This window comes from Sphingomonas kyeonggiensis (assembly GCF_014196745.1).
GTDB classification, from domain to species: Bacteria; Pseudomonadota; Alphaproteobacteria; order Sphingomonadales; family Sphingomonadaceae; genus Sphingomonas; species Sphingomonas kyeonggiensis.
In genome coordinates this window covers 1,371,813-1,393,513 of the sequence record NZ_JACIEH010000001.1, presented here as the reverse complement: position 1 = coordinate 1,393,513, position 21,701 = coordinate 1,371,813, and the positions used below count along the sequence as shown (strand labels likewise).

Genomic DNA, 21,701 nt, shown 5'->3' with positions numbered 1-21,701 from the left:
TATAAAACCAGAAAGTGTTTTTCGGAGGCCCAATGAGCAAACTGCACCTCGTCTTCGGCGGTCGCGTGACCGATCCGCAGACGCTCGACTTTGTTGACCCGTCCAAGCTCGATGTCGTCGGCATCTTCCCGGACTATGCCAGCGCGGAGAATGCGTGGCGCAGCGCTGCCCAGCGCACCGTGGACGATGCCGAGATGCGCTATGTGGTGGTGCACCTGCACCGCCTGCTCGAGCCCGACCTGGCGTAAGCCGGAAGAAGCGGAACTAGGCCTTGCGCCAGTTCCACAGGAATAGCGGTCGGGCCAATGCGAGCCCGGCCGCAAAACCGCCGATGTGTGCGGCTACGGCGATCGCTGCGCCCCCCTGCTGAAATGCGAGCCCCGTCAACAGGTTGATCGCCACCCAGGCGACCGCCAGCCAGGCGACGTGCACCGCGCGCGCCGGGATCGGGCCGATATCCTTGGCCCGCGAACGCCCATAGAGCAGCGCATAGGCGCCAACGATCGCCGAAGTGGCGCCGCTAGCCCCGATCATCGGCTGCAGCGATTGCGGCCCGGCGAGCCACTGCGCGCCCGCGGCTGCATAGGCGCCGACCAGGTAGAGGATGAGCACGCCGAGCGGCCCGAGCGCCTTCTCGGTCTCGCGCCCGGTATAGACCAGCATGATCAGGTTCATGCCGAGATGGAAAAGCCCGGCATGAAGCAAGGCGGCGCTCAGCGGCGTCAGCACCGCGGGCACCGCCAGCACGCCGGCATAGTCGATCGCGCCGCTGATCCGCGCGGGCACGAAGCCCGCGAGGATCGCAGCGTCCATCTCGTGATTCGTCAGAGAGACCAGCAAGCTGACGAGGGTCGTGACCAGCGCGATCCCCGAGGTCGCCGTTATCCGGCGCAAATCCATCGTCAGATGAATTCGATTTTCGACACCAGGTAATAGCGGTCGCCCGCCGGCACCGAGACCTCGACCTCCTCGTCCACCTTGCGACCGATAAGCGCGCGGCCGATCGGCGAGTTGTACGAGATGCGGCCGCGGCTGACGTCCGCCTCGGTCTCGCTGACGATCTGGTACCTGATCGGCTTGTCCTCCTCGTCGAGCAGCGTCACCGTCGCGCCGAACACGATCCGGTCGCCCGAAAGCTCGCGGGGGTCGATGATCTGGGCGCGGCTGAGCTTGCCCTCGATATCGGCGATCGTGGCCTCGTTCTGGCCCTGCTGCTCCTTGGCGGCATGATATTCGGCATTTTCCGAGAGATCGCCATGCGCACGCGCTTCCTCGATCGCATCCACGATCAGCGGGCGCTCGATTTTCAGGCGCTTCAGCTCCGCAACGAGCTTGTCATAGCCTTCCTGAAGCATCGGCATCTTATCGACCGTAGCCATCCACCAAGTCCTTCAAAACGCCCCGTCCCACAAGCGCCCCCGATGGGAACGCCCGCACATGGATACTGATGGGGGAGATCAATTGTGCGAACGCAAATAATAAGCCTGCACGGTGCGGTCCGCAAGGCTAGGAAAGTTATGTTACAGGACAAGCCGTCCTAGCATCACAAGGGACGGCGCTGAGGCACCCTCCCCCAATCCGGTCGCTGGTCGAGGTGTCAGCCCCGGCTCGCGTAGAATTCCTGCAGCGGCCGCACGTCCAGGCTGTGCTTCGACAGTGCCTCGATCGCCCGCGCCGCCGCGACCCCGGCCTGCGCCGTGGTGAAGTTCGGGATCTTGAGGTTGAGCGCCGAACGCCGGATGTCCGACGAGTCCTTGAGCGACTGCCAGCCTTCGGTGGTGTTGAAGATGATCGCGATATCGCCGTCCAGGATGCGATCGACGATGTGAGGACGGCCCTGCGCGACCTTGTTGACGCGCTCCACCTTGATGCCCTCGGCCGCCAGATAATCGGCGGTTCCGCCGGTCGCGACGATGGTGAAGCCCAGCTCTGCGAGCAACTGCACGCCCGGCAGGATCACCGGCTTGTCGGTGTCCTTCACGCTGACGAACAGCGTGCCCTTGCCCGGCAGCACCGTCCCCGCTCCCAGCTGCGCCTTGGCGAAGCTGGTCGCGAAGTCCAGGTCGATGCCCATCACTTCGCCGGTCGACTTCATCTCGGGCGAGAGCACCGGATCGACGCCGGGGAACTTGTTGAACGGGAACACCGCTTCCTTGACCGCGATATAGTCGATGTTGCGGTCGATGGTCGGCAGCGCGGCCAGCTTCTCGCCCGCCATCACGCGGCTGGCGATCTTGGCGACCGGGATGCCGATCGCCTTGGCGACGAACGGCACGGTGCGCGAGGCACGCGGGTTCACCTCGATCAGGTAGACCTCGCCGTCCTTCACCGCGAACTGGATGTTCATCAGGCCCTTGACCATCAGCGCCCGGGCGAGCGCCTCGGTCTGGCGCTCGATCTCTGCGATGATCTCGGCCGGCAGGCTGTAGGGCGGAATCGAGCAGGCGCTGTCGCCCGAATGGACGCCGGCCTCTTCGATGTGCTGGAGCACGCCCGCGACCACCACATCGGTGCCGTCGGCAATCGCGTCCACGTCAACTTCGACCGCGTCGCGCAGATACTGGTCGATCAGCACCGGCGAGTCGCCAGAGACCTGCACCGCGGTCTGGATGTAGTCGTCGAGCTGCTGGGTGGAGTCGACGATCTCCATCGCGCGGCCGCCCAGCACATAGGACGGGCGCATCAGCACCGGATAGCCGATCCGCTCGGCGATCTTCACCGCCTCGTCCCGGGTACGGGCCAGGCCGTTGGCCGGCTGCTTGAGGCCCAGCTTCTCGACCAGGTCGGCGAAGCGCTCGCGGTCCTCGGCCAGGTCGATCGCGTCCGGCGAGGTGCCGAGGATCGGGATGCCCGCTTCTTCCAGCGCCTTGGCGAGGTTGAGCGGGGTCTGGCCGCCGAACTGGACGATCACGCCGACCAGCTCGCCCTTCTGCTGCTCGACGTGCAGGATCTCCAGCACGTCCTCGGCGGTCAGCGGCTCGAAATAGAGGCGGTCCGAGGTGTCATAGTCGGTGCTCACCGTCTCCGGGTTGCAGTTGACCATGATCGTCTCATAGCCCGCGTCCGCCAGCGCGAAGCACGCATGGCAGCAGCAATAGTCGAATTCGATGCCCTGGCCGATGCGGTTCGGACCGCCGCCCAGGATGACAATCTTCTTGCGATCCGATGGCGCCGCCTCGTTCTCGGGCTCGCCGAAGCTCGGTGCCTCATAGGTCGAGTACATGTACGGCGTCTTCGCCTCGAACTCCGCCGCGCAGGTGTCGATCCGCTTGAACACCGGGCGCACGCCCAGCTTGTGGCGGTGCGCGCGCACGTCATTCTCGGTCACGCCGCCGGTCATCGCCTTGACGACTTCGCCGATCAGCCCTGACGACTTTGCCATGGCATCGGTGCCGGCGCGCAGGTTCGCCGACTTGAGCGCGAGGAAGGCCAGGCGCTTGTCGCTGAAGCCCATCGCCTTGAGGCGGCGCATGCCCGCAGCATCTTGGGGAAGCCCCTTGCTGGCGACTTCGTCCTCGGCCGCGATGATCTCGGCCAGGCGCTCCATGAACCACGGATCGTACTGGGCAATGGTGCAGACTTCACGCACGGTGAAGCCTTCACGCAGCGCCTGCGCCGCGATCAGCAGGCGATCGGGCGAGCGGACGGCCAGCGCCGCCTCGATCTCGTCGCGGCGCGCACCGGCGAGCTTGTCGACATTGTTGAAGCCGCTCAGGCCGGTCTCCAGGCCGCGCAGCGCCTTCTGCATCGATTCATGGATGTTGCGGCCGATGGCCATGACTTCGCCGACCGACTTCATCGCGGTGCCGAGCGTGGCTTCGGCGCCCTTGAACTTCTCGAAGGCGAAGCGCGGGATCTTGGTGACGACGTAATCGATCGTCGGCTCGAACGACGCCGGGGTGGCGCCGGTGATGTCGTTGTCGATCTCGTCGAGCGTGTAGCCGACCGCAAGCTTGGCCGCGACCTTGGCGATCGGGAAGCCGGTGGCCTTGGAAGCCAGCGCCGACGAACGCGAGACGCGCGGGTTCATCTCGATGACGATCAGGCGGCCGTCCTTCGGATTCACTGCGAACTGCACGTTCGAACCACCGGTTTCGACGCCGATTTCGCGGAGCACCGCGATCGATGCATTGCGCATGATCTGGTATTCCTTGTCGGTCAGCGTCAGCGCCGGCGCGACGGTGATCGAGTCGCCGGTATGCGTGCCCATCGCATCGACATTCTCGATGCTGCACACGATGATGGCGTTGTCCTTGCGATCGCGGACAACCTCCATCTCATATTCCTTCCAACCGAGGAGAGATTCCTCGATCAGCACCTCGGTCGTCGGCGACAGGTCGAGGCCCGTCCGCACGATCGCGATGAATTCCTCGCGGTTGTACGCGATACCGCCGCCCGAGCCGCCCATGGTGAAGCTGGGGCGGATGATCGCCGGCAGGCCGACATGCTCGAGCCCGGCCAGCGCCTCGGCCTCGGTATGCGCGATATGGCTGCGGGCGCTTTCGAGCCCGATCTTGGTCATCGCGTCCTTGAACTTCAGCCGGTCCTCGGCCTTGTCGATCGCCTCGGCATCGGCACCGATCATGATGCAGCCGAACTTCTCCAGCGTGCCGTCGTTTGCGAGGGCGAGTGCAGTGTTGAGCGCAGTCTGGCCGCCCATCGTCGGCAGCACCGCATCGGGGCGCTCCTTCTCGATGATCTTGGCGACGATCGCCGGGGTGATCGGCTCGACATAGGTCGCGTCGGCCAGCTCGGGATCGGTCATGATCGTCGCCGGGTTCGAATTGACCAGGACGATGCGATAGCCCTCTTCCTTGAGCGCCTTGATCGCCTGCGTGCCCGAATAGTCGAACTCGCAAGCCTGGCCGATCACGATCGGACCGGCGCCAATGACGAGGATCGAGGAGATGTCGGTACGCTTGGGCATCAGTCGTGTTCTGTCCTGGCTCGGCAGCCCCCTAAAGGGGCCGCGGGTTCAATTGCGGGCGGCGAGCCCACTGGTCTCCGCGATAATCGCGCTCAGCGGTGCCACATCGATCTTCGGTGCCTTGGCCTTGCAGCTCCCCATCGAGCTCTTGAGAGAGAGCTGGAGCATGACGGCCATGGTCTTGGCGAATTTCTCCGGCGCCAGCGTGGCCGGCGGCGGATCCATGTTGAGGGTCAGCGGATCGCAGCCCTCGGCGGTCGCACGGAACACCATGCTCGTTGCATCGCGCTCGAACGTGATCGTGACCGGCCCGGCAAGCGTGGCGCGGCACAGCTCATGATCCAAGCCAGCCATATAGCCGTCACGATAGCAGCGCCCCTGCCACGGGCCATGCGTGAACACGCCCGGCTCCGGCGCAGCCTGCGCAAGGAGGAGCGCGAGCGCGATCACTTGGCCATCATCCCCACGAACCGCTCGAACAGATACAGGCTGTCCTGCGGCCCCGGGCTCGCCTCGGGGTGATACTGCACGGAAAACGCCGGCCGATCCGTCAGCTCGATGCCCGCGTTGGAGCCGTCGAACAGCGACACATGCGTCTCGCGGGCATTCTCGGGGAGCGTCTCGCGCTCGACCGCGAAGCCGTGGTTCATGCTGGTGATCTCCACCGCACCGTCTTCCAGCCGCTTGACCGGGTGGTTGGCGCCGCGATGGCCCTGGAACATCTTGGTGGTCTCGGCACCCACGGCCAGACCCAGCAGCTGGTGGCCGAGGCAGATACCGAACAGCGGCTTGCCGGTCTCGAGCAGCTGGCGGATCACCGGCACGGCATATTCGCCGGTCGCAGCGGGGTCGCCCGGGCCGTTCGACAGGAAGAAGCCGTCCGGGTTGAACGCCATGATCTGCTCGAACGTCGCCTGCGCCGGCAGCACGGTCACCTTGGCGCCGGCCTGGACCAGGTTGCGGAAGATGTTGCGCTTCGAACCATAGTCGAGCGCGACGACATGCGGGCGGGTGTCTTCCTGGCCGCCGTCGTCATAGCCGAAGCCAAGGCGCCACACGCCGCCTTCCCAGCCATAATGCGTCTCGGCGGTCACGGTGATCGCCAGGTCCATGCCCTCCAGGCCGGGCCAGGCGCGCGCCATCTCGAGCAGCAGCGGAATGTCGAACTTGCCCTCGGCCGAATGCGCAATCACGCCGTTGGGCGCGCCGGCAAGGCGGATGCGGCGGGTCAGCGCGCGAGTGTCGATGCCGGACAGGCCGATACGGGCATGCTTCTTCATCCAGGCATCGAGATGCTCGGTCGAACGGAAGTTGCTCGGCTCAGTCACGTCCTCACGCACGATCATGCCCAGCGCATGGGGATCGTCGGCTTCGATATCGTCGGGATTGGCGCCGACGTTACCGATGTGCGGGAAGGTGAAATTGATGATCTGACCGGCGAAGCTCGGATCGGTCATGATCTCCTGATAGCCGGTCATCGCGGTGTGGAAGCAGACTTCGCCCACCGCCTGACCTTCGGCACCGAAGCCACGGCCCCAAATCACGTCCCCCGACGCCAAAACCAAAACACCGGTAGCTCCGGCAGGCATAGGCGTAGGCGTGGCGTCGGCCATTGAGGGGTGGCTCTCCATTTGAGGTGCAGCAATGTCGCTAAGTGCCGCCCGCTAGACCCCTACCCCCCTCGCGTCAACCGGTTCGCGGGTCTATTGCGGGTGCAAATTCCGATTCACGAGAGATGAAATGATCCGAGACGATATCAAGGCCGCCCAGATCACCGCCATGAAGGCCGGCGACAAGGAGAGCCGCGCCGCCATCAGCCTGATCCAGAGCGCGATCAAGAACCGCGACATCGAGGAGCGGGTGAAATCGGTCCAGACCGATGACGATGCGCTGGTGATCGAGGTGCTGCAGAAAATGGTCAAGCAGCGCCGCGAATCGATCGAGATGTTCGAGAAGGGCGGCCGCCAGGAGCTCGCCGACGCCGAGAAGGCCGAAGTGGCGGTGATCGAGCGCTTCCTCCCCGCGCAGATGAGCGACGAAGAGACCAGCGCGGCGATCGAGGCGATCAAGGCCGAGCTCGGCGCTTCGGGCATGAAGGACATGGGCCGGGTGATGGCCGAACTGAAGGCCCGCCACGCCACCACGCTCGACATGAGCAAGGCGAGCGGGCTGGTGAAGGCCGCGCTTTCGTGAGATAAAGAGATGGAGCGGGAATCAAGTAATTAGGGGGCTTTCGTGAGAAATCTGCTGATCCTGGCTGCCTTGACGCTGGCAACGGGTTGCGACGGCTCGAGTGGTGGCGTCATGCCGACGCCCACCCCTACTCCCACTCCAACGCCGACTCCCACTCCGACGCCCACGCCGACCCCCACGCCGACCCCCACGACGATAGCGCTCGCCTATCGCGACCTGGACCAGATCACGCTCGGCGGCGTGGCGTCGAAGATCAACAGCGGCTTCGGATTCTATGGGGACCTGGAAGTCACCGCATATTGCCCCGCCGGCATGAACCCCTGTGACCCGAGCACCGCACCGGCGGGAACGGTCTACACCTATGTCATGCAGGTCCGGTTTCAGGACGATCGTCCCGACACTCCAGGCTGGTCCGAGCCCCATGACGGCTTCACCTACCGCTATCCCACGAGGCTGAGACTCGATTTCGTGTCTCGTGGACTTGTCGGAATCGGCTTCAGCTTTTCGGACGCTACTGCGCTACTAGGCGCTTGGGGACCGTCCCTCGCGCCGAAATGCGGCCCGGACAGAAAACTTTATTGGGGTGACGTCGCTACTCCGGCGATGTGGGACAAGCAGACGCCAATGCGGTTCTTCATCCAGACCACGCTGCCTCCGGACGCAGTGCCGGGGAAATATCGGTATTATCTCGATTTCCCGGCGGGCCCGGCCGGAGCCACCGGGATGGCGCCGATGGACAACCCCGCCGCGGGGAAGGATTGCTCGACGCTTCCGCCACTGGCCACGCCGTGATTGTCACGAGGGGAAGGGCGGACCATAGGGGGGCATGAGCCTCACCCCCGCCTTCCTCGACGAACTGCGCGCCCGGACCCTGCTGTCCGGTCTGGTCGCCAAGACGGTGAAGCTCCAGAAAGCCGGCCGCGAGTTCCGCGCCTGCTGCCCGTTCCACAACGAGAAGACACCGAGCTTCTACGTCAACGACGACAAGGGCTTCTACCATTGCTTCGGCTGTGGCGCCCATGGTGACGCGATCCGCTGGATGACCGACCAGCGGGGCCTGCCCTTCATCGATGCGGTGAAGGAGCTGGTCCAGGCCGCCGGCATGGAAATGCCCGAGCAGGACCGCCGCAGCGCCGAGAAGGCCGAGCGCGCCAAGGGCCTGCACGAGGCGATGGAGGACGCCGCAAAGTTCTTCATCGACAAGCTGAACGGCATCGAAGGGGCGGAGGCCCGGGCCGTGCTGAAGAAGCGCGGCATCACCGACGAGACAGCCCGCGCCTTCGGCATGGGCTATTCCCCCGATTCGCGCGGCAAGCTGAAGGAAGCGCTCAAGGGCTACGGCGATCCGATGCTGGTCGAGGCGGGACTGCTGATCTCGGTGGAGAAAAAGGACCCCTACGACCGGTTCCGCGGTCGCCTGATGATTCCGATCCGCGACGTCCGCGGCCGCACGATCGCGTTCGGCGGACGCATCATCGGCGACGGCGAGCCGAAATATCTCAACTCCCCCGAGACCCCGCTCTTCGACAAGGGGCGCACGCTCTACAATCTCGATCGCGCCCAGGCCGCCGCCCGCAAGTCCGGGCGGATCATCGCGGTCGAGGGCTATATGGACGTGATCGCACTCGCCCAGGCAGGGTTCGCCGAAGCGGTGGCCCCGCTCGGCACCGCGATGACCGAGCACCAGCTCGAACGGCTGTGGCGAATCGCGGACGTCCCCCTGCTTTGCTTCGACGGCGACTCGGCCGGACAGAAGGCGGCTCTCCGTGCCGCGCACCGCGCCATGCCGATGCTCGAGCCGGGCCGCAGCCTGGCCTTCGTGACGCTTCCCGATGGCCTGGACCCCGACGATCTGGTCCGCGCCCAGGGTCCGGCCGCCTTCGAGGCGCTGCTCGCCAAGGCCCAGCCGCTGGTCGACCGGCTCTGGGAGAGCGAGATCGCCGCCGAGCCGCTCGACACGCCCGAGCAGCGCGCGGGGCTCAAGCGCCGCCTCGCTGCCCTTGCCGACGGCATCGGCGACTCGAACGTGAAGCACGAATATCTCGCCGAGTTCCGCGAGCGCGCCGACCTGCATTTCGGCCGCGGCCCGCGCAATTTCGAGAGCCGCCCCCAGCGCGGCGGTGGCGGCGCCCCGCCGGCACGCGGCAAACGGGACAAGCGCGGCAACTGGGTCCCGCCAGAGCCGCCGCTCACCCAGCAGACGCGCTCGCTCCAGGCCGGCGGGCTCGATCCGATCCTCGCCAAGGCGGTGCTCGCCGGGCTGATCCGCCACCCGGCAGAAATCGCACGCCACATGGAAGTGCTCGGCAGTCTTCGCGGGGCATCCGGCGCGCTCGGCAAGTTGTTCGAAGCGGTGGTCGACGTCGCACTCGAAGATCGGCAGCTTGATCGAACCAAAGTGCTCACCATATTGGCGAAGTCCGGTTTCGATCAGATGGCGAGCGAGCTGCTCCGGGCCGATACCCTGCCCTTCTCCTTTACCCGGCCCCAGGCCGAGGAAAAGAAGGCGCGCGAAGACCTGAACGAGGCGATCGCAGTGATGGTGGCGCGCCCCGCGGTGGATGCGGCGCTGGCAGAGGCAACGGCTGCGATGCTCGAGCGTTTCGACGATGAGTCGTTCGCCCGGCAAACGGCTCTGCTGAGGCAGCGCCAGGAGCTGGAAACGCGTCTCGCGAATCTGATGCTTGCGGATGACGAGAATTTAGAAGATTAGGGCGGCGTATAATTGCCGCCATCCAAGTTTCGAGGATTTGAATGGCCAAGGCGAACATGGCGGACGTCACCGAGGGCAATGAGGCGGGTGACGCGCCGCTGATCGATCTGAACGAAGGTTCGATCAAGAAGCTCGTCGCGCGGGCGAAGAAGCGCGGCTACATCACTGTCGACCAGCTCAACGAGATGCTTCCGCAGGACCAGATGTCCTCGGAGCAGATCGAGGACGTGATGGCGGCGCTCAACGACATGGGCGTCAACGTCGTCGAGAACGAGGAAGCCGGCGAGGACGCCGAGCCCGAGGACGACAGCCAGGACGAAGCCGAGTCGAATGACGGCGGCGACGATTCGGCCCCGGCCTTCGAGACCAAGAAGAAGGAAACCGTCGATCGTACCGACGATCCGGTGCGCATGTACCTGCGCGAGATGGGCGCCGTCGAGCTCCTGTCGCGCGAAGGCGAAATCGCGATCGCGAAGCGCATCGAGGCCGGCCGCGACACGATGATCCTCGGCCTGTGCGAGTCGCCGATCACCTTCAACGCGATCATCGGCTGGTCGAACGCCCTCAACGAAGGCACGATGCAGCTGCGCGAGATCCTCGATCTCGACGCCATGCTCTCCAAGGGTCCCTCGGCCGAGCAGGTCGAAGGCGCCGAGGACGACGATTCGGGCGAGATCAGCGAGAAGACCGCCGGCGCTTCCTTCAAGGAAGAGGAAGAAGTCGAGGAGGTCCAGGACGACGAGGACGAAGACTCGATGACCGAGCGCCGCACCCCGCGGCCGTCGGACGACGAGGAAGAGGACAACACCCTCAGCCTCGCCCAGATGGAGGAGACGCTCAAGCCGCAGGCGCTCGAGAAGTTCGCCAACATCACTTCGATCTACAAGAAATTCTCGAAGATGCAGCTCCAGCGCCTCGATGCGATGGCTGCCGGCGGCGAACTCGTCGCCGCGGACGAGAAGAAGTACCAGAAGCTGCGCGAGGAGCTGACGGCCGAGGTCGAATCGGTCCAGTTCCACCAGCAGAAGATCGAATATCTCGTCGACCAGCTCTACAGCTTCAACCGGCGCCTCACCGCGCTGGGCGGCCAGATGCTGCGCCTTGCCGAGCGTCACAAGGTCAGCCGCAAGGACTTCCTCGATCGCTATGTCGATCATGAGCTCGACGAGCAGTGGCTGCAGTCGGTCCAGGGCCTCGACAAGAAGTGGGCGGCATTCGCGGCCAATGAGGCTCCGGCGGTCGATCGCATCCGCATCGAGATTTCCGAAATCTCGCAGTCGACGGGCATGGCGCTCGCCGAGTTCCGCCGCATCGTGAACATGGTGCAGAAGGGCGAGCGCGAGGCGCGTATCGCGAAGAAGGAGATGGTCGAGGCCAATCTCCGCCTCGTGATCTCGATCGCCAAGAAGTACACCAATCGCGGCCTGCAGTTCCTGGATCTCATCCAGGAGGGCAATATCGGCCTGATGAAGGCGGTCGATAAGTTCGAATATCGCCGCGGCTACAAGTTCTCGACCTATGCCACCTGGTGGATCCGCCAGGCGATCACCCGCTCGATCGCCGATCAGGCGCGCACGATCCGTATCCCGGTCCACATGATCGAGACGATCAACAAGCTGGTCCGCACCAGCCGCCAGTTCCTCCACGAGCAGGGCCGCGAGCCCACGCCCGAGGAAATGGCCGAGCGCCTGAGCATGCCGCTCGAGAAGGTGCGCAAGGTGATGAAGATCGCCAAGGAGCCGATCTCGCTCGAAACGCCGATCGGCGACGAGGAGGATTCGCATCTGGGTGATTTCATCGAGGACAAGAACGCCGTCATCCCGGTGGACGCCGCGATCCAGGCGAACCTCAAGGAAACGGTCACCCGCGTCCTTGCCTCGCTCACCCCGCGTGAGGAGCGCGTGCTGCGCATGCGCTTCGGCATCGGCATGAACACCGATCACACGCTTGAGGAAGTCGGCCAGCAGTTCTCGGTTACCCGCGAACGCATCCGTCAGATCGAGGCGAAGGCGCTGCGCAAGCTCAAGCACCCGAGCCGCAGCCGCAAGATGCGGTCGTTCCTCGACCAGTGATCTACCGCTGAGCGCAGCAGCAAAGGTGAAGTTCGAAACGGGGAAGGCATCGCCTTCCCCGTTTTCGTTTCTGGCACGCAACAGATGTCACCGATCCGGATGCACCGTTCGTCCTGATCTCGACCTGCCCGCACTGGACCTATAGCCTCGCCTCGACTTCCATCAACGCGAGGTATCAGCATGTCCACTCTGTCCGTGCAGGTTGCGCCCTTCAATCCCGGCGAAGTTCAGGTGCGCGTCTGGACCTATACCACGCCGGGGCCCAGCTTCGAATGGAACGGCACCGCCACGTCGGAGAGCCCGATCAACGAGAATTGGACCGATCTCGAACCCGGCCATTATGCGGTGACGATCACCTGGCATGAAGGCTATCAGAACATCGCCTCGGGCGGCGGTGTCGGCAACCAGATCATCTACAACGGCAACTACCTCTATTATCAGGTTCTTGGCACGCCGGCGGACGGCAATGGCGTGTCCGCCGTGTTCGGGATGGTGATCTGATCGGTCGCCCCTGAGCGTAGCGCGCCGACGGACGCATCGGGCGGCGCACGCACAACTGTCGGAATATTTGCCAATACTATCGATGCGCTCCGGAACTTGTTTCCGGGGCGTTTCGATCTTCTGCCCGGAACGCCGCGGGAACATGTGGTTTATCCACAGTAAATTCCACGTTCACCGCGTCTTTACGTGCTTCGGTATATCCCCGGATTGCAAGACCTGCCCACCGGCATGGGGCCGGTAGGAGGATGTGGGGGCTTATGCCGTTTGATTCCGTACAAGTTGCGCGATTGGGCGGTGCCTGGGGCTCCATGGGGGCGCTCATCGCGTCCGATGGCAGCGCCAATCATCCTTATCTCCAGCGCCTCGCCCGCAACGAGGAGCCGCTGCGCGACCTGTCGGACGCGGTGCACCACATCTGCCTGCTGCACGGCCGCCATCCCGGCGTGATCGATCATGCGCTGGGCCATGCCCGGCTCGGCATCGAGCGCGACTGGCTGGAGGCCGCGGCCGACGCCTTCGTGATCGAGCGCGCCTATCTCGTCCGTATCGTCGCGGCCGCCGGCCCGCTGCCCAGCACGCCGGGCCATGCCGAGAGCGAAGCCGCCACCGCCGCGCAGCGCCATGCCATCGACATGCTCGCCCAGTCGGACCGTGCCGGCTGCGCCACCGGCGCGGCGATCGCGCTGGCGATGGACTGGGCGGTGATCCGCGAGTCGCTGGACGCCGCTGCCGAGCGACTCGGCCTCGCGTCCCCGTCCTCGCAGCTGCCGCTCGCCGAGGAAACGGTGACGGTGGTCGACACGCTGGTCCGCGAAAGCACGCTGGAGCGTGCCATGCTGTTCGGCGCGCAGCAGCTCTTCGCCCAGCATCGTGGCCTGTGGGACCTGCTCGAGGCCCGCGCCTCGGCCCGCGACAAGCAGTAACAAGCCGTCATCCCGGCGAAGGCCGGAATGACGAGAAGGCTTGCCTCCCCGCCCCGCCGCCCTTTACGAATACGTCATGCGTTTCGAAGGCACCCAAAGCTATGTCGCGACCGAGGACCTGAAGGTCGCGGTCAATGCCGCCGTCACCCTGCGGCGCCCCCTGCTCGTCAAGGGCGAACCCGGCACCGGCAAGACCGTGCTCGCGTACGAGATCGCCAAGGCCGTCGGCGCGCCGCTGATCGAGTGGAACGTCAAGTCGACCACCAAGGCGCAGCAGGGCCTGTACGAATATGACGCGGTGGCGCGTCTCCGCGACGGCCAGCTCGGCGATCCGCGGGTGCACGAGATCTCCAACTATATCCGCAAGGGCAAGCTGTGGGAGGCGTTCACCGCGCCCAAGCTTCCCGTGCTGCTGATCGACGAGATCGACAAGGCCGACATCGAATTCCCCAACGACCTCCTCCAGGAGCTCGATCGGATGGAATTCCATGTCTACGAAACGCACGAGACCGTCCGCGCCGCCGAGCGCCCGATCGTGGTGATCACCTCGAACAACGAGAAGGAGCTGCCCGACGCGTTCCTGCGCCGCTGCTTCTTCCACTATATCAAGTTCCCGGACCGCGAGACGATGCAGGCGATCGTCGACGTCCATTTTCCCGGCATCCAGAAGATCCTGGTCAGCAAGGCGATGGACATCTTCTACGAGATCCGCGAGGTCCCCGGCCTCAAGAAGAAGCCCAGCACCTCCGAGCTGCTCGACTGGCTCAAGCTGCTCCTCCACGAGGAGATGCCGCTCGACGTGCTGCAGAACAAGGATCCGACCAAGGCCATCCCGCCGCTCCACGGCGCGCTGCTCAAGAACGAGCAGGACGTGATGCTGTTCGAGCGCCTCGCCTTCATGGCCCGGCGCCAGCAGGGCAAGTCCTGATGCCCTACAGCGGAAGCTGCGCCTGCGGGGCGGTCACCGCGACGATCGCAGGCGAGCCCGTCGCGGTGCGCCAGTGCTGGTGCCGCCAGTGCCAGCGCATGGCCGCCGGCTCCCCCACCACCAACGCGATGTTCGCGACCGACGATCTCGAGCTGAGCGGCACGCTGACCACCGCCAGCTATGTCGCCGCCAGCGGCAACACGCTCACCCAGAGCTTCTGCGGCGCCTGCGGCACCCCGGTTATGGGCCAGTCCTCGGCCCGCCCGCAATTCCGCACGCTGCGCCTGGGCTTCCTCGACGACGCGAAGGACCTCACCCCCACCGTCGCGATCTGGACCGACGACGCTCCCAGCTGGGCGTATATCGATCCCGCGCTCGAGACCTTCCCCCGGCAGCCGCCGGCACCCACTAATCCCTCTCCCATTGGGAGAGGGAGCGAGCCGGCGAAGTCGGCGGAAGGGTGAGGGTCGAGAGGGAATACCACCCTCACCCTTCCCACTCCCAGGGAGAGCGGGAGATTCGCGGTTAACTCCTTCTAAACCAGCTCTGGATACGCAGTGCTTGGGGGGGACCTTGTATGGGTCCCGAGTATGCGTAAGCGTGTTGCGTTCTCCGTGCTGCTTGCCGCCGCGTTGTCCGCCGCGGCGCCTGCCGGCGCACAATCCCTTCTCGAATATGTCGGCGAGTGCGTGCCCTTCGCCCGCGCGGCCTCGGGCATCCAGATCTATGGCGATGCCTGGACCTGGTGGGGCCAGGCCGATGGCCGCTACCAGCGCGGCAACGTGCCCCGTATCGGCGCCGTCCTCGCCTTCTCCAAGAGCGCACGCCTGCCGCTCGGCCATGTCGCGGTGGTCAGCCGCATCGTCGAGAAGCGCGTGCTGATGATCACCCACGCCAACTGGTCGCGCCTCAACGGCGAGCGCGGCCATGCCGAGCAGGACGTCACCCTGTTCGACGTCTCCGAGCGCGGCGACTGGAGCCTGGTCAAGGTCTGGTACCGCGACCGGAACGGCCTGGGCAGCTCGATCTACCCCGCGCACGGCTTCATCTACGGCACGCCGGATCGCAACGCCCCCGCCACCCTGCGCAAGGCACGCCCTTCGGCCGAGCTGACCGCCCGCCAGCCCGACTATGTTGGCTCGCTGATCGACGCCTACGCCGCCCGCTAAGCTTGCCGCCGATCCTGCGCTGCCGCATGAAGGGCACATGGGGGCAGATACTGCGCGGCGGCGCGGCCAATGGCTATTCGCTGCAATCATCCTGTTCGGGCTGGCACTGCGCATCGCCGCTGCCCATGGCGCGCTGTGGCTCGACGAGGCCTGGTCCGCGGTGCTCGCGCACGAGGCCGGCACGCCGATCGGCGTGTTCGTCCAGATCAATCACGACAACAACCACCATCTCAACTCGCTATGGCTCCAGCTGGTGGGGCCGGGTGCCGACCCGCTGCTTGCCCGCGCGCCGGCGATCCTCGCCGGTACGGCCTGCATCCTCGTTGCCGGGCTGATCGGCTGGAGGCGCGGCGCCCTGGTCGGGCTGGTGACCGCGGCGCTGTTCGCCGTCTCGCCGATGCTGGTGACGCTGGGATCGGAGGCCCGCGGCTATGCGCCGATGGCCCTGGCCTTCCTGATCGCCATCCTGCTCACCGATCGCTGGCTCGCCGGCGAAGCCGAGCGCAGCCCGGCGACCGCACTGGCGCTCTGCTTCTTCCTGGGCGCGCTGTCGCAGCTCACCATCCTGTTCGGCTTCTGCGCGCTGGCCGGCTGGATCGGCCTCGCGCTCTGGCAGCGGGAGGGCTTCGCCACGGCGCTGAAGCAGAGCCTCGCCCTGCTCTGGCCCTCGATCCTGGCACTCGCGCTGGTCTTCGCGATCGTCCTCGGCGCCGCGGCCGCGAGCCTCACCGGCTTCCAGTTCGGCCGCTACGACCCCTTTGCCTGGTCGCCCTTCCTCCACGCCCTTGCGCTCGGTTTCGGCAGCGCGGTCGGCTGGCCGGTGACCTCCCCCTGGTGGCTCGCCCTGGTGCTGGCGCTGGTGTTGCTCGCCCCGGCCCTGGGCGTAGGGCGCCCCTGGTTCAACGGGCTCGCGATCCTCGCCTTCCCGCTGGCACTGGCCTTGATCCATGCAGGCAACACCGGATTTCCGCGCTACTATCTCATCGCCTGCATCCCGCTGCTGTTGATGCTGGGCGAGATGATCGCGGTCGCCCTGCCCGTCCGGGGCTGGCGGCGCTGGCTGGCCGGTGCTGCGCTGGCGGCGATCCTGGTCGGCGGCCTAGTCGAGGATGCTCGCATCATCCATGCGCGGCGCGGCGATCCCGGCGGCGCAATCCGGGCGATGGCGGCGCGGGCACCCGGTGGCACCCGGGTGATCCTCGACCGCCCCACCGGCAAGGCGATCCTGCAGGTCGCCGCCGCCGAGCAGGGCTATCCCCTCGTCATCGTCGAGAAACCCTGCGGCCCCGCGCCCTTCCTGTTCCTCGACCGGAACGACGGCGAGGCCTTCCCCGCCGCCTCGCGCCGCTGCGGCCGCCTCTATCGCCCGGTCGCCGCCGCCCGGTCCCATGGCCTCTCCGGCAGCCACTGGACGCTGTACGCGCTCCAGCCCTAAAAGGGGTGCCATGTTCCTCTCCTTCCTCGACGAGCTGCGCGCCGCCGGCATCCCCGCCAGCCTGAAGGAGCATCTGATCCTGCTCGAGGCGCTCGACCGCGACGTGATCGAGCACACGCCCGAAGCCTTCTACTATCTTGCCCGCGCCACCTTCGTGAAGGACGAGGGGCTGCTCGACCGGTTCGACCAGGTCTTCGCCAAGGTCTTCAAGGGCATCGCCACCAGCTACGGCGTCGCCCCCGCCGAACTCCCCGAGGAGTGGCTACGCGCGATCGCCGAGAAATATCTCAGCCCCGAGGAGATGGCCAAGATCCAGTCGCTCGGCTCCTGGGAAGAGATCATGGAGACGCTCAAGAAGCGGCTCGAGGAGCAGCATGCGCGCCATGAGGGCGGCAGCAAGTGGATCGGCACCGGCGGCACCTCGCCTTATGGTAACGGCGGCTACAATCCCGAGGGCGTTCGCATCGGCGGCGAGGGCAAGCACAAGCGCGCGATCAAGGTCTGGGACCAGCGCGAGTTCCGCAACCTGGACAGCACCCGCGAGCTCGGCACCCGCAACATCAAGGTCGCGCTCCGCCGCCTGCGCCGCTTCGCCCGCGAAGGCGCCGCCGACGAGCTCGACATCGACGCGACGATCGAGGGCACCGCGAAGCAGGGCTGGCTCGACGTCCATATGCGCCCCGAACGGCACAATGCCGTGAAATTGCTGCTCTTCCTCGATGTCGGCGGCTCGATGGATCCGTTCATCAAGCTCTGCGAGGAGCTGTTCTCGGCGGCGACCAGCGAGTTCAAGAACCTGGAATTCTTCTATTTCCACAACTGCCTGTACGAAGGCGTATGGAAGGACAATCGCCGCCGCTTCCAGGAGCGCACCCCCACCTGGGACATCCTCCACAAATACGGCCACGACTATAAGCTGGTCTTCGTCGGCGACGCCTCGATGAGCGCCTATGAGATCACCCATCCGGGCGGCTCGGTCGAGCATTTCAACGAGGAGGCGGGCGTCGCGTGGATGCAGCGCGCCCTCAATACCTATCCCGCCGCGGTGTGGCTCAATCCGATCCCGCGCGAGCAATGGGGCTATACCCAGTCGGTGAAGATCCTGCGCGAGCTGATGGGCGACCGCATGTACCCGCTAACCCTGGCCGGCCTCGACGAAGCGATGCGCGAGCTCAGCCGCAAGCGGTGAATAAGTCCTCCCCCGGAGGGAGAGGATTATTCAAATCGCACTTACCGCTGCTTCCCCGAAGCCATGCCCCGCGAGATCCGCCAGGCTTGGTCCCCGCCCTGTTCGTACGGATTGCGCAGCTTGTAGAGGCCGGCGAGCAGCCCGATGTCCATGTCGGTGATCTCGCCCGGCACCGGCGTCACCGCGGGATCGAACAGGGAGAGGATCGAAGGGGCCGCGATCGATCCCTTCGCCGGCGGCCGCGCGCCCACCAGCGTCCGCATCACCACATAATCGGCGAGCTGGCGCACCGACTTGCCCAATGCGACCTTGCGATCCATCACCACTACGGCGTTGATCGTGATCGCCTGGGTATCGCCTTCCATCACCGGCGGATTGTCGGGGTCCGTGTCGGTGCCCGAATTGGTCATGTTGCCCGCCTCGTCGCGCGTCACGACCAGGCGCCAGGCATGGATCGGCCCCGCCTTGAACGCGTCCTGCAACGCGCCTTCGTCCAGATTGGCGAACACCGGATTGCGCCGCGTGCGCATCGTCTCGATCAGCGCATCGGCGTTATCGGCGAACACGATCATCAGGTTGGACTTGCACGTCTCCGGCGCCAGGCGGACCGATGCGGCCCCGGCGACGATGCGGAAACGGTTCTCGATCGGCGCCTTGAAGCGATCGGGCAGGCCGATCACCTCGGGGCAGACCGGCTCGATGAAGCGGGAGAGCTGGCCATCGTCCACATCCAGCACCTGGCGGATATAGCGCTGGGCGCGCTTGATCGGCTTGAGCCCCTGGCCGGTGACGACGATGCTGCCGTCCTGCGCCGGCGCGGGTTTGGCTGCCTCCTGGGCGTGCGCCAACGACACCCCAAAGGCGGAGAACAGAATAAGCGAAGTCAGGCGAAGGCGCGTGCGCATGCAGTTCGATCCCTTGTTGGATCGGGACTCCGCATGCGCCGGTTTCTTTAGAGCCGGTCGACTGCCCGATGGAGACGACGGAGTATCGCACCGTCATGCGCCTGTCCATTGGCGGCCTCGTTGGCCAGCGCCATCAGCCGGATCGCACCGAAGCTGGCGGAAAGGCCCTTGAGGCGTAGCGCCGCGGCGGCCCAGCCATCCGGATTGTCGGCGGATTTCATCGCCTCGATGCAACGTTGCACGCTTTCGAGAAACGCCTCGCGCAGCTCGGCGATCAGCGCGGGTTCGTCACCCACCGCCGCCGCCAGCGTCGCATCGATTGCACCGGGATCGTACGCCATTCGAAGACCCTAACCCGCGCACCGTTAACGCCGCGTTTCCAACTCCAGGTCGCGCAAATGTTGGTGCGACGGCAAAATGTGGTAAATGCACGGCATGATTGGGGGAAAACCTGCCGAGCCGCTGCCCGCGAACGAAGACGCGGAGCCGCTGTTCCTGTCCGAAACCACCGCGCCCGTCGCGGTGGAACCGGTGACCTATGCCTATGACGAGGACGCCGAAGAGGAAGCCCCGCGCCGCGGCGCCGGCTGGATCCTCCCTGCCCTCGCCATCCTCGCCGTGCTGGGCTGGTTCGGCACGATGGGCTGGCTGCTGCGCGGCAGCTTCGCCGGATCGATGGAGCCGGTCCTGCTGGTCGAGCTGATCGCCGCGCTCTGCGTTCCCCCTGCCCTGATCGGCATCCTCTACATCCTCGCGCTCCGCACGAGCCGCGCCGAGGCGCAGCGTTTCGGCGCCACCGCCCGGGCGATGCGCGCCGAGGCCGCGAGCCTGGAGCGCGTCGTCGCCACGCTCTCGCGCAAGATCGAGGAGAATCGCGCCTCGCTCGCCGAGCAGACCAATATCCTGATCGCGATGGGCGAGCGCGCCTCGGAGCGGCTCGAAAGCGCCTCGAACAGCGCCGCCCAGCATGCCCGCTCGATCGACGCCAGCACCCGCCATTTCAGCGAAGCGACTGCCGATGCCGAGCACCGTGTCTCGGTCGTGCTCTCCTCGCTGCCCAAGGCGCACGAAGAGATGCGCGGGCTCTCCGATCGCGTGGATGCCGCCGGCCTGCTCGCCAGCGAGCGCGCTGCCGCGCTCGACACCCAGCTGTCCGCCCTGTCCGAACGCGGTCGCGAAGCCGATCAGATCGCCGGCGGCGCCGCCGACCGGCTCGCCGCGCACATCGCCCGGATGGAGGCGACCAGCGAGACCGCCAGCGCCCGGCTCGAACAAGTCACCGGCGAGATGTCGACCGAGGTCGATGCCGTGCTCGATCGTGCCGCCCATGCCGTGGACGAGGCACGCAAGGGCATCACCACCCAGGGCGAGGCGATCCTCGCCATGCTCTCCGCCAACCAGGCCGCGCTCGACCGCGCCGGGCGGGACAGCATCGAGGCGATGGGCACCCGCATGGCCGCGATCGAGGAAGCGATCGGCCGCATCGGCACCCGCCTCGCCCAGGAACAGGGCCGTGGTGACACGCTGTTCGAAGGCCTGGCCACCGGCGTCGACCGGCTCGACCGCGCGATGGACGACCTCCATGTCGCGGGCACCGAGCGTACCCGCAACCTCGCTGCCTCGATGAGCGCGCTGCACGGCTCGGTCGAGGCGATGACGATCGCGCTCACCGTCGGTGACGAGACCGCCCGCAAGGTGATCGGCACCTCCGAGGAGCTGCTGACCGCGCTCGATGCCTCGGCGCGCGAGATCGACGAGACCCTGCCCGAGGCGCTGGCCCGGCTCGATTCGCGTATCACCGCGAGCCGCCAGGTCGTCGCCGCGTCCAAGCCCGAGCTGCTCGCCCTGGTCACCGCTGCCGAGAGCACGCACGACGCGATCGAAGCCATTGCGGACGTCGTCGGCCAGCAGCGCGATACGCTCGCCAAGACCCAGGCCTCGCTGCTCGAGACGCTGGCGACCGGCGGCGAGCAGGCCGAGCAGCTGGGCGCGATCGTCGACGAGACCATCGCCACCACCCGCCGCTTCGCCGAGAGCGCCGCGCCGCAGCTGGTCGAGGCGCTGCTCAGCGTCCGCGAGACCTCCAGCGCCGCCGCCAACCATGCCCGTGAGACGCTGGCCGCGATCGTGCCGCATGCCGAGCGTGCGATCGAAGAGGCCGCCGGCGACGCGCTGCGCCGCGCGGTCGATGCCTCGATCCGCCGCCAGCTCACCGACCTGGCCGAGACGACCGAGGCCGCCGTGGTCGCCGCGACCCGCGCCTCCGAACGGCTCACCCAGCAGATGGTCAGCCTCGCCGACACCACGTCCCAGGTCGAGGCGCGGATCGCCGAGGGCCGCAAGGAGCGCGAGGAGTCGGACAGCGACAATTTCGCGCGCAAGGTCTCGCTGCTGATCGAAGCGCTCAACTCGGCCTCGATCGACATCACCAAGGCCTTTTCGACGGATGTCACCGACAGCGCCTGGGCGGCCTATCTCAAGGGCGATCGCGGCGTCTTCACCCGCCGTGCGGTACGCCTGCTGGATCCGTCGGATACGCGCGAAATCCACCGTCTCTACGAAAATAACGACGATTTCCGCGACAATGTGAACCGCTACATCCACGATTTCGAATCCATGCTCCGCCAAATCCTGGCCCTGCGGGACGGCTCGCCGATGGGCGTGACCCTGCTCTCCTCGGACATGGGCAAGCTCTACGTCGCGCTCGCCCAGGCGATCGAGCGCCTGCGGACCTAGGGCGCAACCG

Annotated in this window: 20 protein-coding genes; 13 read left to right on the top strand and 7 right to left on the bottom strand. The window is 66.2% G+C overall.

The annotated features are described in order from the left end of the window. Positions 1-32: 32 nt before the first annotated feature. Positions 33-248, top strand: a complete 216-nt coding sequence (locus tag GGR46_RS06675) for a DUF4170 domain-containing protein (protein ID WP_183995719.1) — start codon at positions 33-35, stop codon at positions 246-248. 16 nt (positions 249-264) lie between these two features. On the opposite strand, the gene GGR46_RS06670 is transcribed toward GGR46_RS06675, so the two are convergent. The 5 genes from GGR46_RS06670 to carA all read right to left on the bottom strand — a co-directional run bounded on the left by GGR46_RS06670 (position 265) and on the right by carA (position 6,540). Continuing rightward, entirely contained in the window at positions 265-900 is a 636-nt protein-coding gene (locus GGR46_RS06670) for a rhomboid family intramembrane serine protease (RefSeq protein WP_183995717.1), read from the bottom strand. 2 nt (positions 901-902) lie between these two features. Then, entirely contained in the window at positions 903-1,379 is a 477-nt protein-coding gene (gene greA, locus GGR46_RS06665; RefSeq protein ID WP_183995715.1) for a transcription elongation factor GreA, read from the bottom strand. Positions 1,380-1,597: 218 nt separating this feature from the next. After that, entirely contained in the window at positions 1,598-4,927 is a 3,330-nt protein-coding gene (carB, locus tag GGR46_RS06660; protein ID WP_183995713.1) for a carbamoyl-phosphate synthase large subunit, read from the bottom strand. Positions 4,928-4,975: 48 nt separating this feature from the next. Next, positions 4,976-5,377, bottom strand: a complete 402-nt coding sequence (locus GGR46_RS06655) for a hypothetical protein (RefSeq protein WP_183995710.1) — start codon at positions 5,375-5,377, stop codon at positions 4,976-4,978. Then, positions 5,374-6,540 (bottom strand): glutamine-hydrolyzing carbamoyl-phosphate synthase small subunit, encoded by a 1,167-nt coding sequence (gene carA / locus GGR46_RS06650; protein WP_183995708.1) that lies wholly within the window; start codon positions 6,538-6,540, stop codon positions 5,374-5,376. The genes GGR46_RS06655 and carA overlap by 4 nt, the downstream gene beginning before the upstream one ends. Before the next feature lie 127 nt (positions 6,541-6,667). On the opposite strand from carA, the gene GGR46_RS06645 reads away from it, so the two are divergent. From GGR46_RS06645 to GGR46_RS06595, 11 genes are all read left to right on the top strand, one after another. Then, a complete protein-coding gene (locus GGR46_RS06645; protein ID WP_183995706.1) occupies positions 6,668-7,120 on the top strand; it encodes a GatB/YqeY domain-containing protein in 453 nt (150 codons plus the stop codon). 42 nt (positions 7,121-7,162) lie between these two features. After that, complete coding sequence (locus GGR46_RS06640; RefSeq protein ID WP_221262572.1) at positions 7,163-7,912, top strand: hypothetical protein; 750 nt, start codon at positions 7,163-7,165, stop codon at positions 7,910-7,912. Between the two features lie 34 nt (positions 7,913-7,946). Further along, complete coding sequence (gene dnaG / locus GGR46_RS06635) at positions 7,947-9,833, top strand: DNA primase (protein ID WP_183995703.1); 1,887 nt, start codon at positions 7,947-7,949, stop codon at positions 9,831-9,833. 41 nt (positions 9,834-9,874) lie between these two features. Then, positions 9,875-11,905: an RNA polymerase sigma factor RpoD gene (rpoD, locus tag GGR46_RS06630; RefSeq protein ID WP_183995701.1), complete on the top strand. Its 2,031-nt coding sequence runs from the start codon at positions 9,875-9,877 to the stop codon at positions 11,903-11,905. Positions 11,906-12,085: 180 nt separating this feature from the next. Further along, positions 12,086-12,406 carry a hypothetical protein gene (locus GGR46_RS06625; RefSeq protein WP_183995699.1) on the top strand — a complete coding sequence of 107 codons (321 nt, stop codon included), beginning with the start codon at positions 12,086-12,088 and terminating at the stop codon, positions 12,404-12,406. A gap of 308 nt (positions 12,407-12,714) precedes the next feature. Beyond that, positions 12,715-13,329 (top strand): DUF6975 family protein, encoded by a 615-nt coding sequence (locus GGR46_RS06620; protein WP_246425907.1) that lies wholly within the window; start codon positions 12,715-12,717, stop codon positions 13,327-13,329. A gap of 76 nt (positions 13,330-13,405) precedes the next feature. Beyond that, entirely contained in the window at positions 13,406-14,257 is an 852-nt protein-coding gene (locus GGR46_RS06615) for an AAA family ATPase (protein ID WP_183995695.1), read from the top strand. After that, positions 14,257-14,721, top strand: a complete 465-nt coding sequence (locus tag GGR46_RS06610; protein WP_183995692.1) for a GFA family protein — start codon at positions 14,257-14,259, stop codon at positions 14,719-14,721. Before GGR46_RS06615 ends, GGR46_RS06610 begins: the two co-directional genes overlap by 1 nt. A gap of 126 nt (positions 14,722-14,847) precedes the next feature. Continuing rightward, positions 14,848-15,426 (top strand): CHAP domain-containing protein, encoded by a 579-nt coding sequence (locus GGR46_RS06605; protein ID WP_183995690.1) that lies wholly within the window; start codon positions 14,848-14,850, stop codon positions 15,424-15,426. 37 nt (positions 15,427-15,463) lie between these two features. Continuing rightward, positions 15,464-16,861 (top strand): hypothetical protein, encoded by a 1,398-nt coding sequence (locus GGR46_RS06600; RefSeq protein ID WP_183995687.1) that lies wholly within the window; start codon positions 15,464-15,466, stop codon positions 16,859-16,861. A 10-nt stretch (positions 16,862-16,871) separates the two neighbouring features. Next, complete coding sequence (locus GGR46_RS06595; protein ID WP_183995685.1) at positions 16,872-18,050, top strand: vWA domain-containing protein; 1,179 nt, start codon at positions 16,872-16,874, stop codon at positions 18,048-18,050. A 41-nt stretch (positions 18,051-18,091) separates the two neighbouring features. On the opposite strand, the gene GGR46_RS06590 is transcribed toward GGR46_RS06595, so the two are convergent. Further along, entirely contained in the window at positions 18,092-18,955 is an 864-nt protein-coding gene (locus GGR46_RS06590) for a hypothetical protein (RefSeq protein WP_183995683.1), read from the bottom strand. A gap of 47 nt (positions 18,956-19,002) precedes the next feature. After that, positions 19,003-19,296, bottom strand: coding sequence for an Hpt domain-containing protein (locus GGR46_RS06585; RefSeq protein ID WP_183995681.1), 294 nt, complete (start codon positions 19,294-19,296; stop codon positions 19,003-19,005). A gap of 85 nt (positions 19,297-19,381) precedes the next feature. On the opposite strand from GGR46_RS06585, the gene GGR46_RS06580 reads away from it, so the two are divergent. Beyond that, positions 19,382-21,691: a coiled-coil domain-containing protein gene (locus GGR46_RS06580; RefSeq protein WP_246425906.1), complete on the top strand. Its 2,310-nt coding sequence runs from the start codon at positions 19,382-19,384 to the stop codon at positions 21,689-21,691. Positions 21,692-21,701: the final 10 nt, after the last annotated feature.

Coding starts and splice junctions, on each gene's coding strand:
- GGR46_RS06610 (WP_183995692.1), top strand. CDS start 14,257: ATGCCCTACAGCGGAAGCTGCGCCTGCGGGGCGGTCACCGCGACGATC.
- GGR46_RS06600 (WP_183995687.1), top strand. CDS start 15,464: ATGGGGGCAGATACTGCGCGGCGGCGCGGCCAATGGCTATTCGCTGCA.
- GGR46_RS06670 (WP_183995717.1), bottom strand. CDS start 900: ATGGATTTGCGCCGGATAACGGCGACCTCGGGGATCGCGCTGGTCACG.
- GGR46_RS06645 (WP_183995706.1), top strand. CDS start 6,668: ATGATCCGAGACGATATCAAGGCCGCCCAGATCACCGCCATGAAGGCC.
- GGR46_RS06620 (WP_246425907.1), top strand. CDS start 12,715: ATGGGGGCGCTCATCGCGTCCGATGGCAGCGCCAATCATCCTTATCTC.
- carA (WP_183995708.1), bottom strand. CDS start 6,540: ATGGCCGACGCCACGCCTACGCCTATGCCTGCCGGAGCTACCGGTGTT.
- carB (WP_183995713.1), bottom strand. CDS start 4,927: ATGCCCAAGCGTACCGACATCTCCTCGATCCTCGTCATTGGCGCCGGT.
- dnaG (WP_183995703.1), top strand. CDS start 7,947: ATGAGCCTCACCCCCGCCTTCCTCGACGAACTGCGCGCCCGGACCCTG.
- GGR46_RS06625 (WP_183995699.1), top strand. CDS start 12,086: ATGTCCACTCTGTCCGTGCAGGTTGCGCCCTTCAATCCCGGCGAAGTT.
- GGR46_RS06615 (WP_183995695.1), top strand. CDS start 13,406: ATGCGTTTCGAAGGCACCCAAAGCTATGTCGCGACCGAGGACCTGAAG.
- GGR46_RS06590 (WP_183995683.1), bottom strand. CDS start 18,955: ATGCGCACGCGCCTTCGCCTGACTTCGCTTATTCTGTTCTCCGCCTTT.
- GGR46_RS06585 (WP_183995681.1), bottom strand. CDS start 19,296: ATGGCGTACGATCCCGGTGCAATCGATGCGACGCTGGCGGCGGCGGTG.
- GGR46_RS06675 (WP_183995719.1), top strand. CDS start 33: ATGAGCAAACTGCACCTCGTCTTCGGCGGTCGCGTGACCGATCCGCAG.
- GGR46_RS06605 (WP_183995690.1), top strand. CDS start 14,848: ATGCGTAAGCGTGTTGCGTTCTCCGTGCTGCTTGCCGCCGCGTTGTCC.
- GGR46_RS06580 (WP_246425906.1), top strand. CDS start 19,382: ATGCACGGCATGATTGGGGGAAAACCTGCCGAGCCGCTGCCCGCGAAC.
- greA (WP_183995715.1), bottom strand. CDS start 1,379: ATGGCTACGGTCGATAAGATGCCGATGCTTCAGGAAGGCTATGACAAG.
- GGR46_RS06595 (WP_183995685.1), top strand. CDS start 16,872: ATGTTCCTCTCCTTCCTCGACGAGCTGCGCGCCGCCGGCATCCCCGCC.
- rpoD (WP_183995701.1), top strand. CDS start 9,875: ATGGCCAAGGCGAACATGGCGGACGTCACCGAGGGCAATGAGGCGGGT.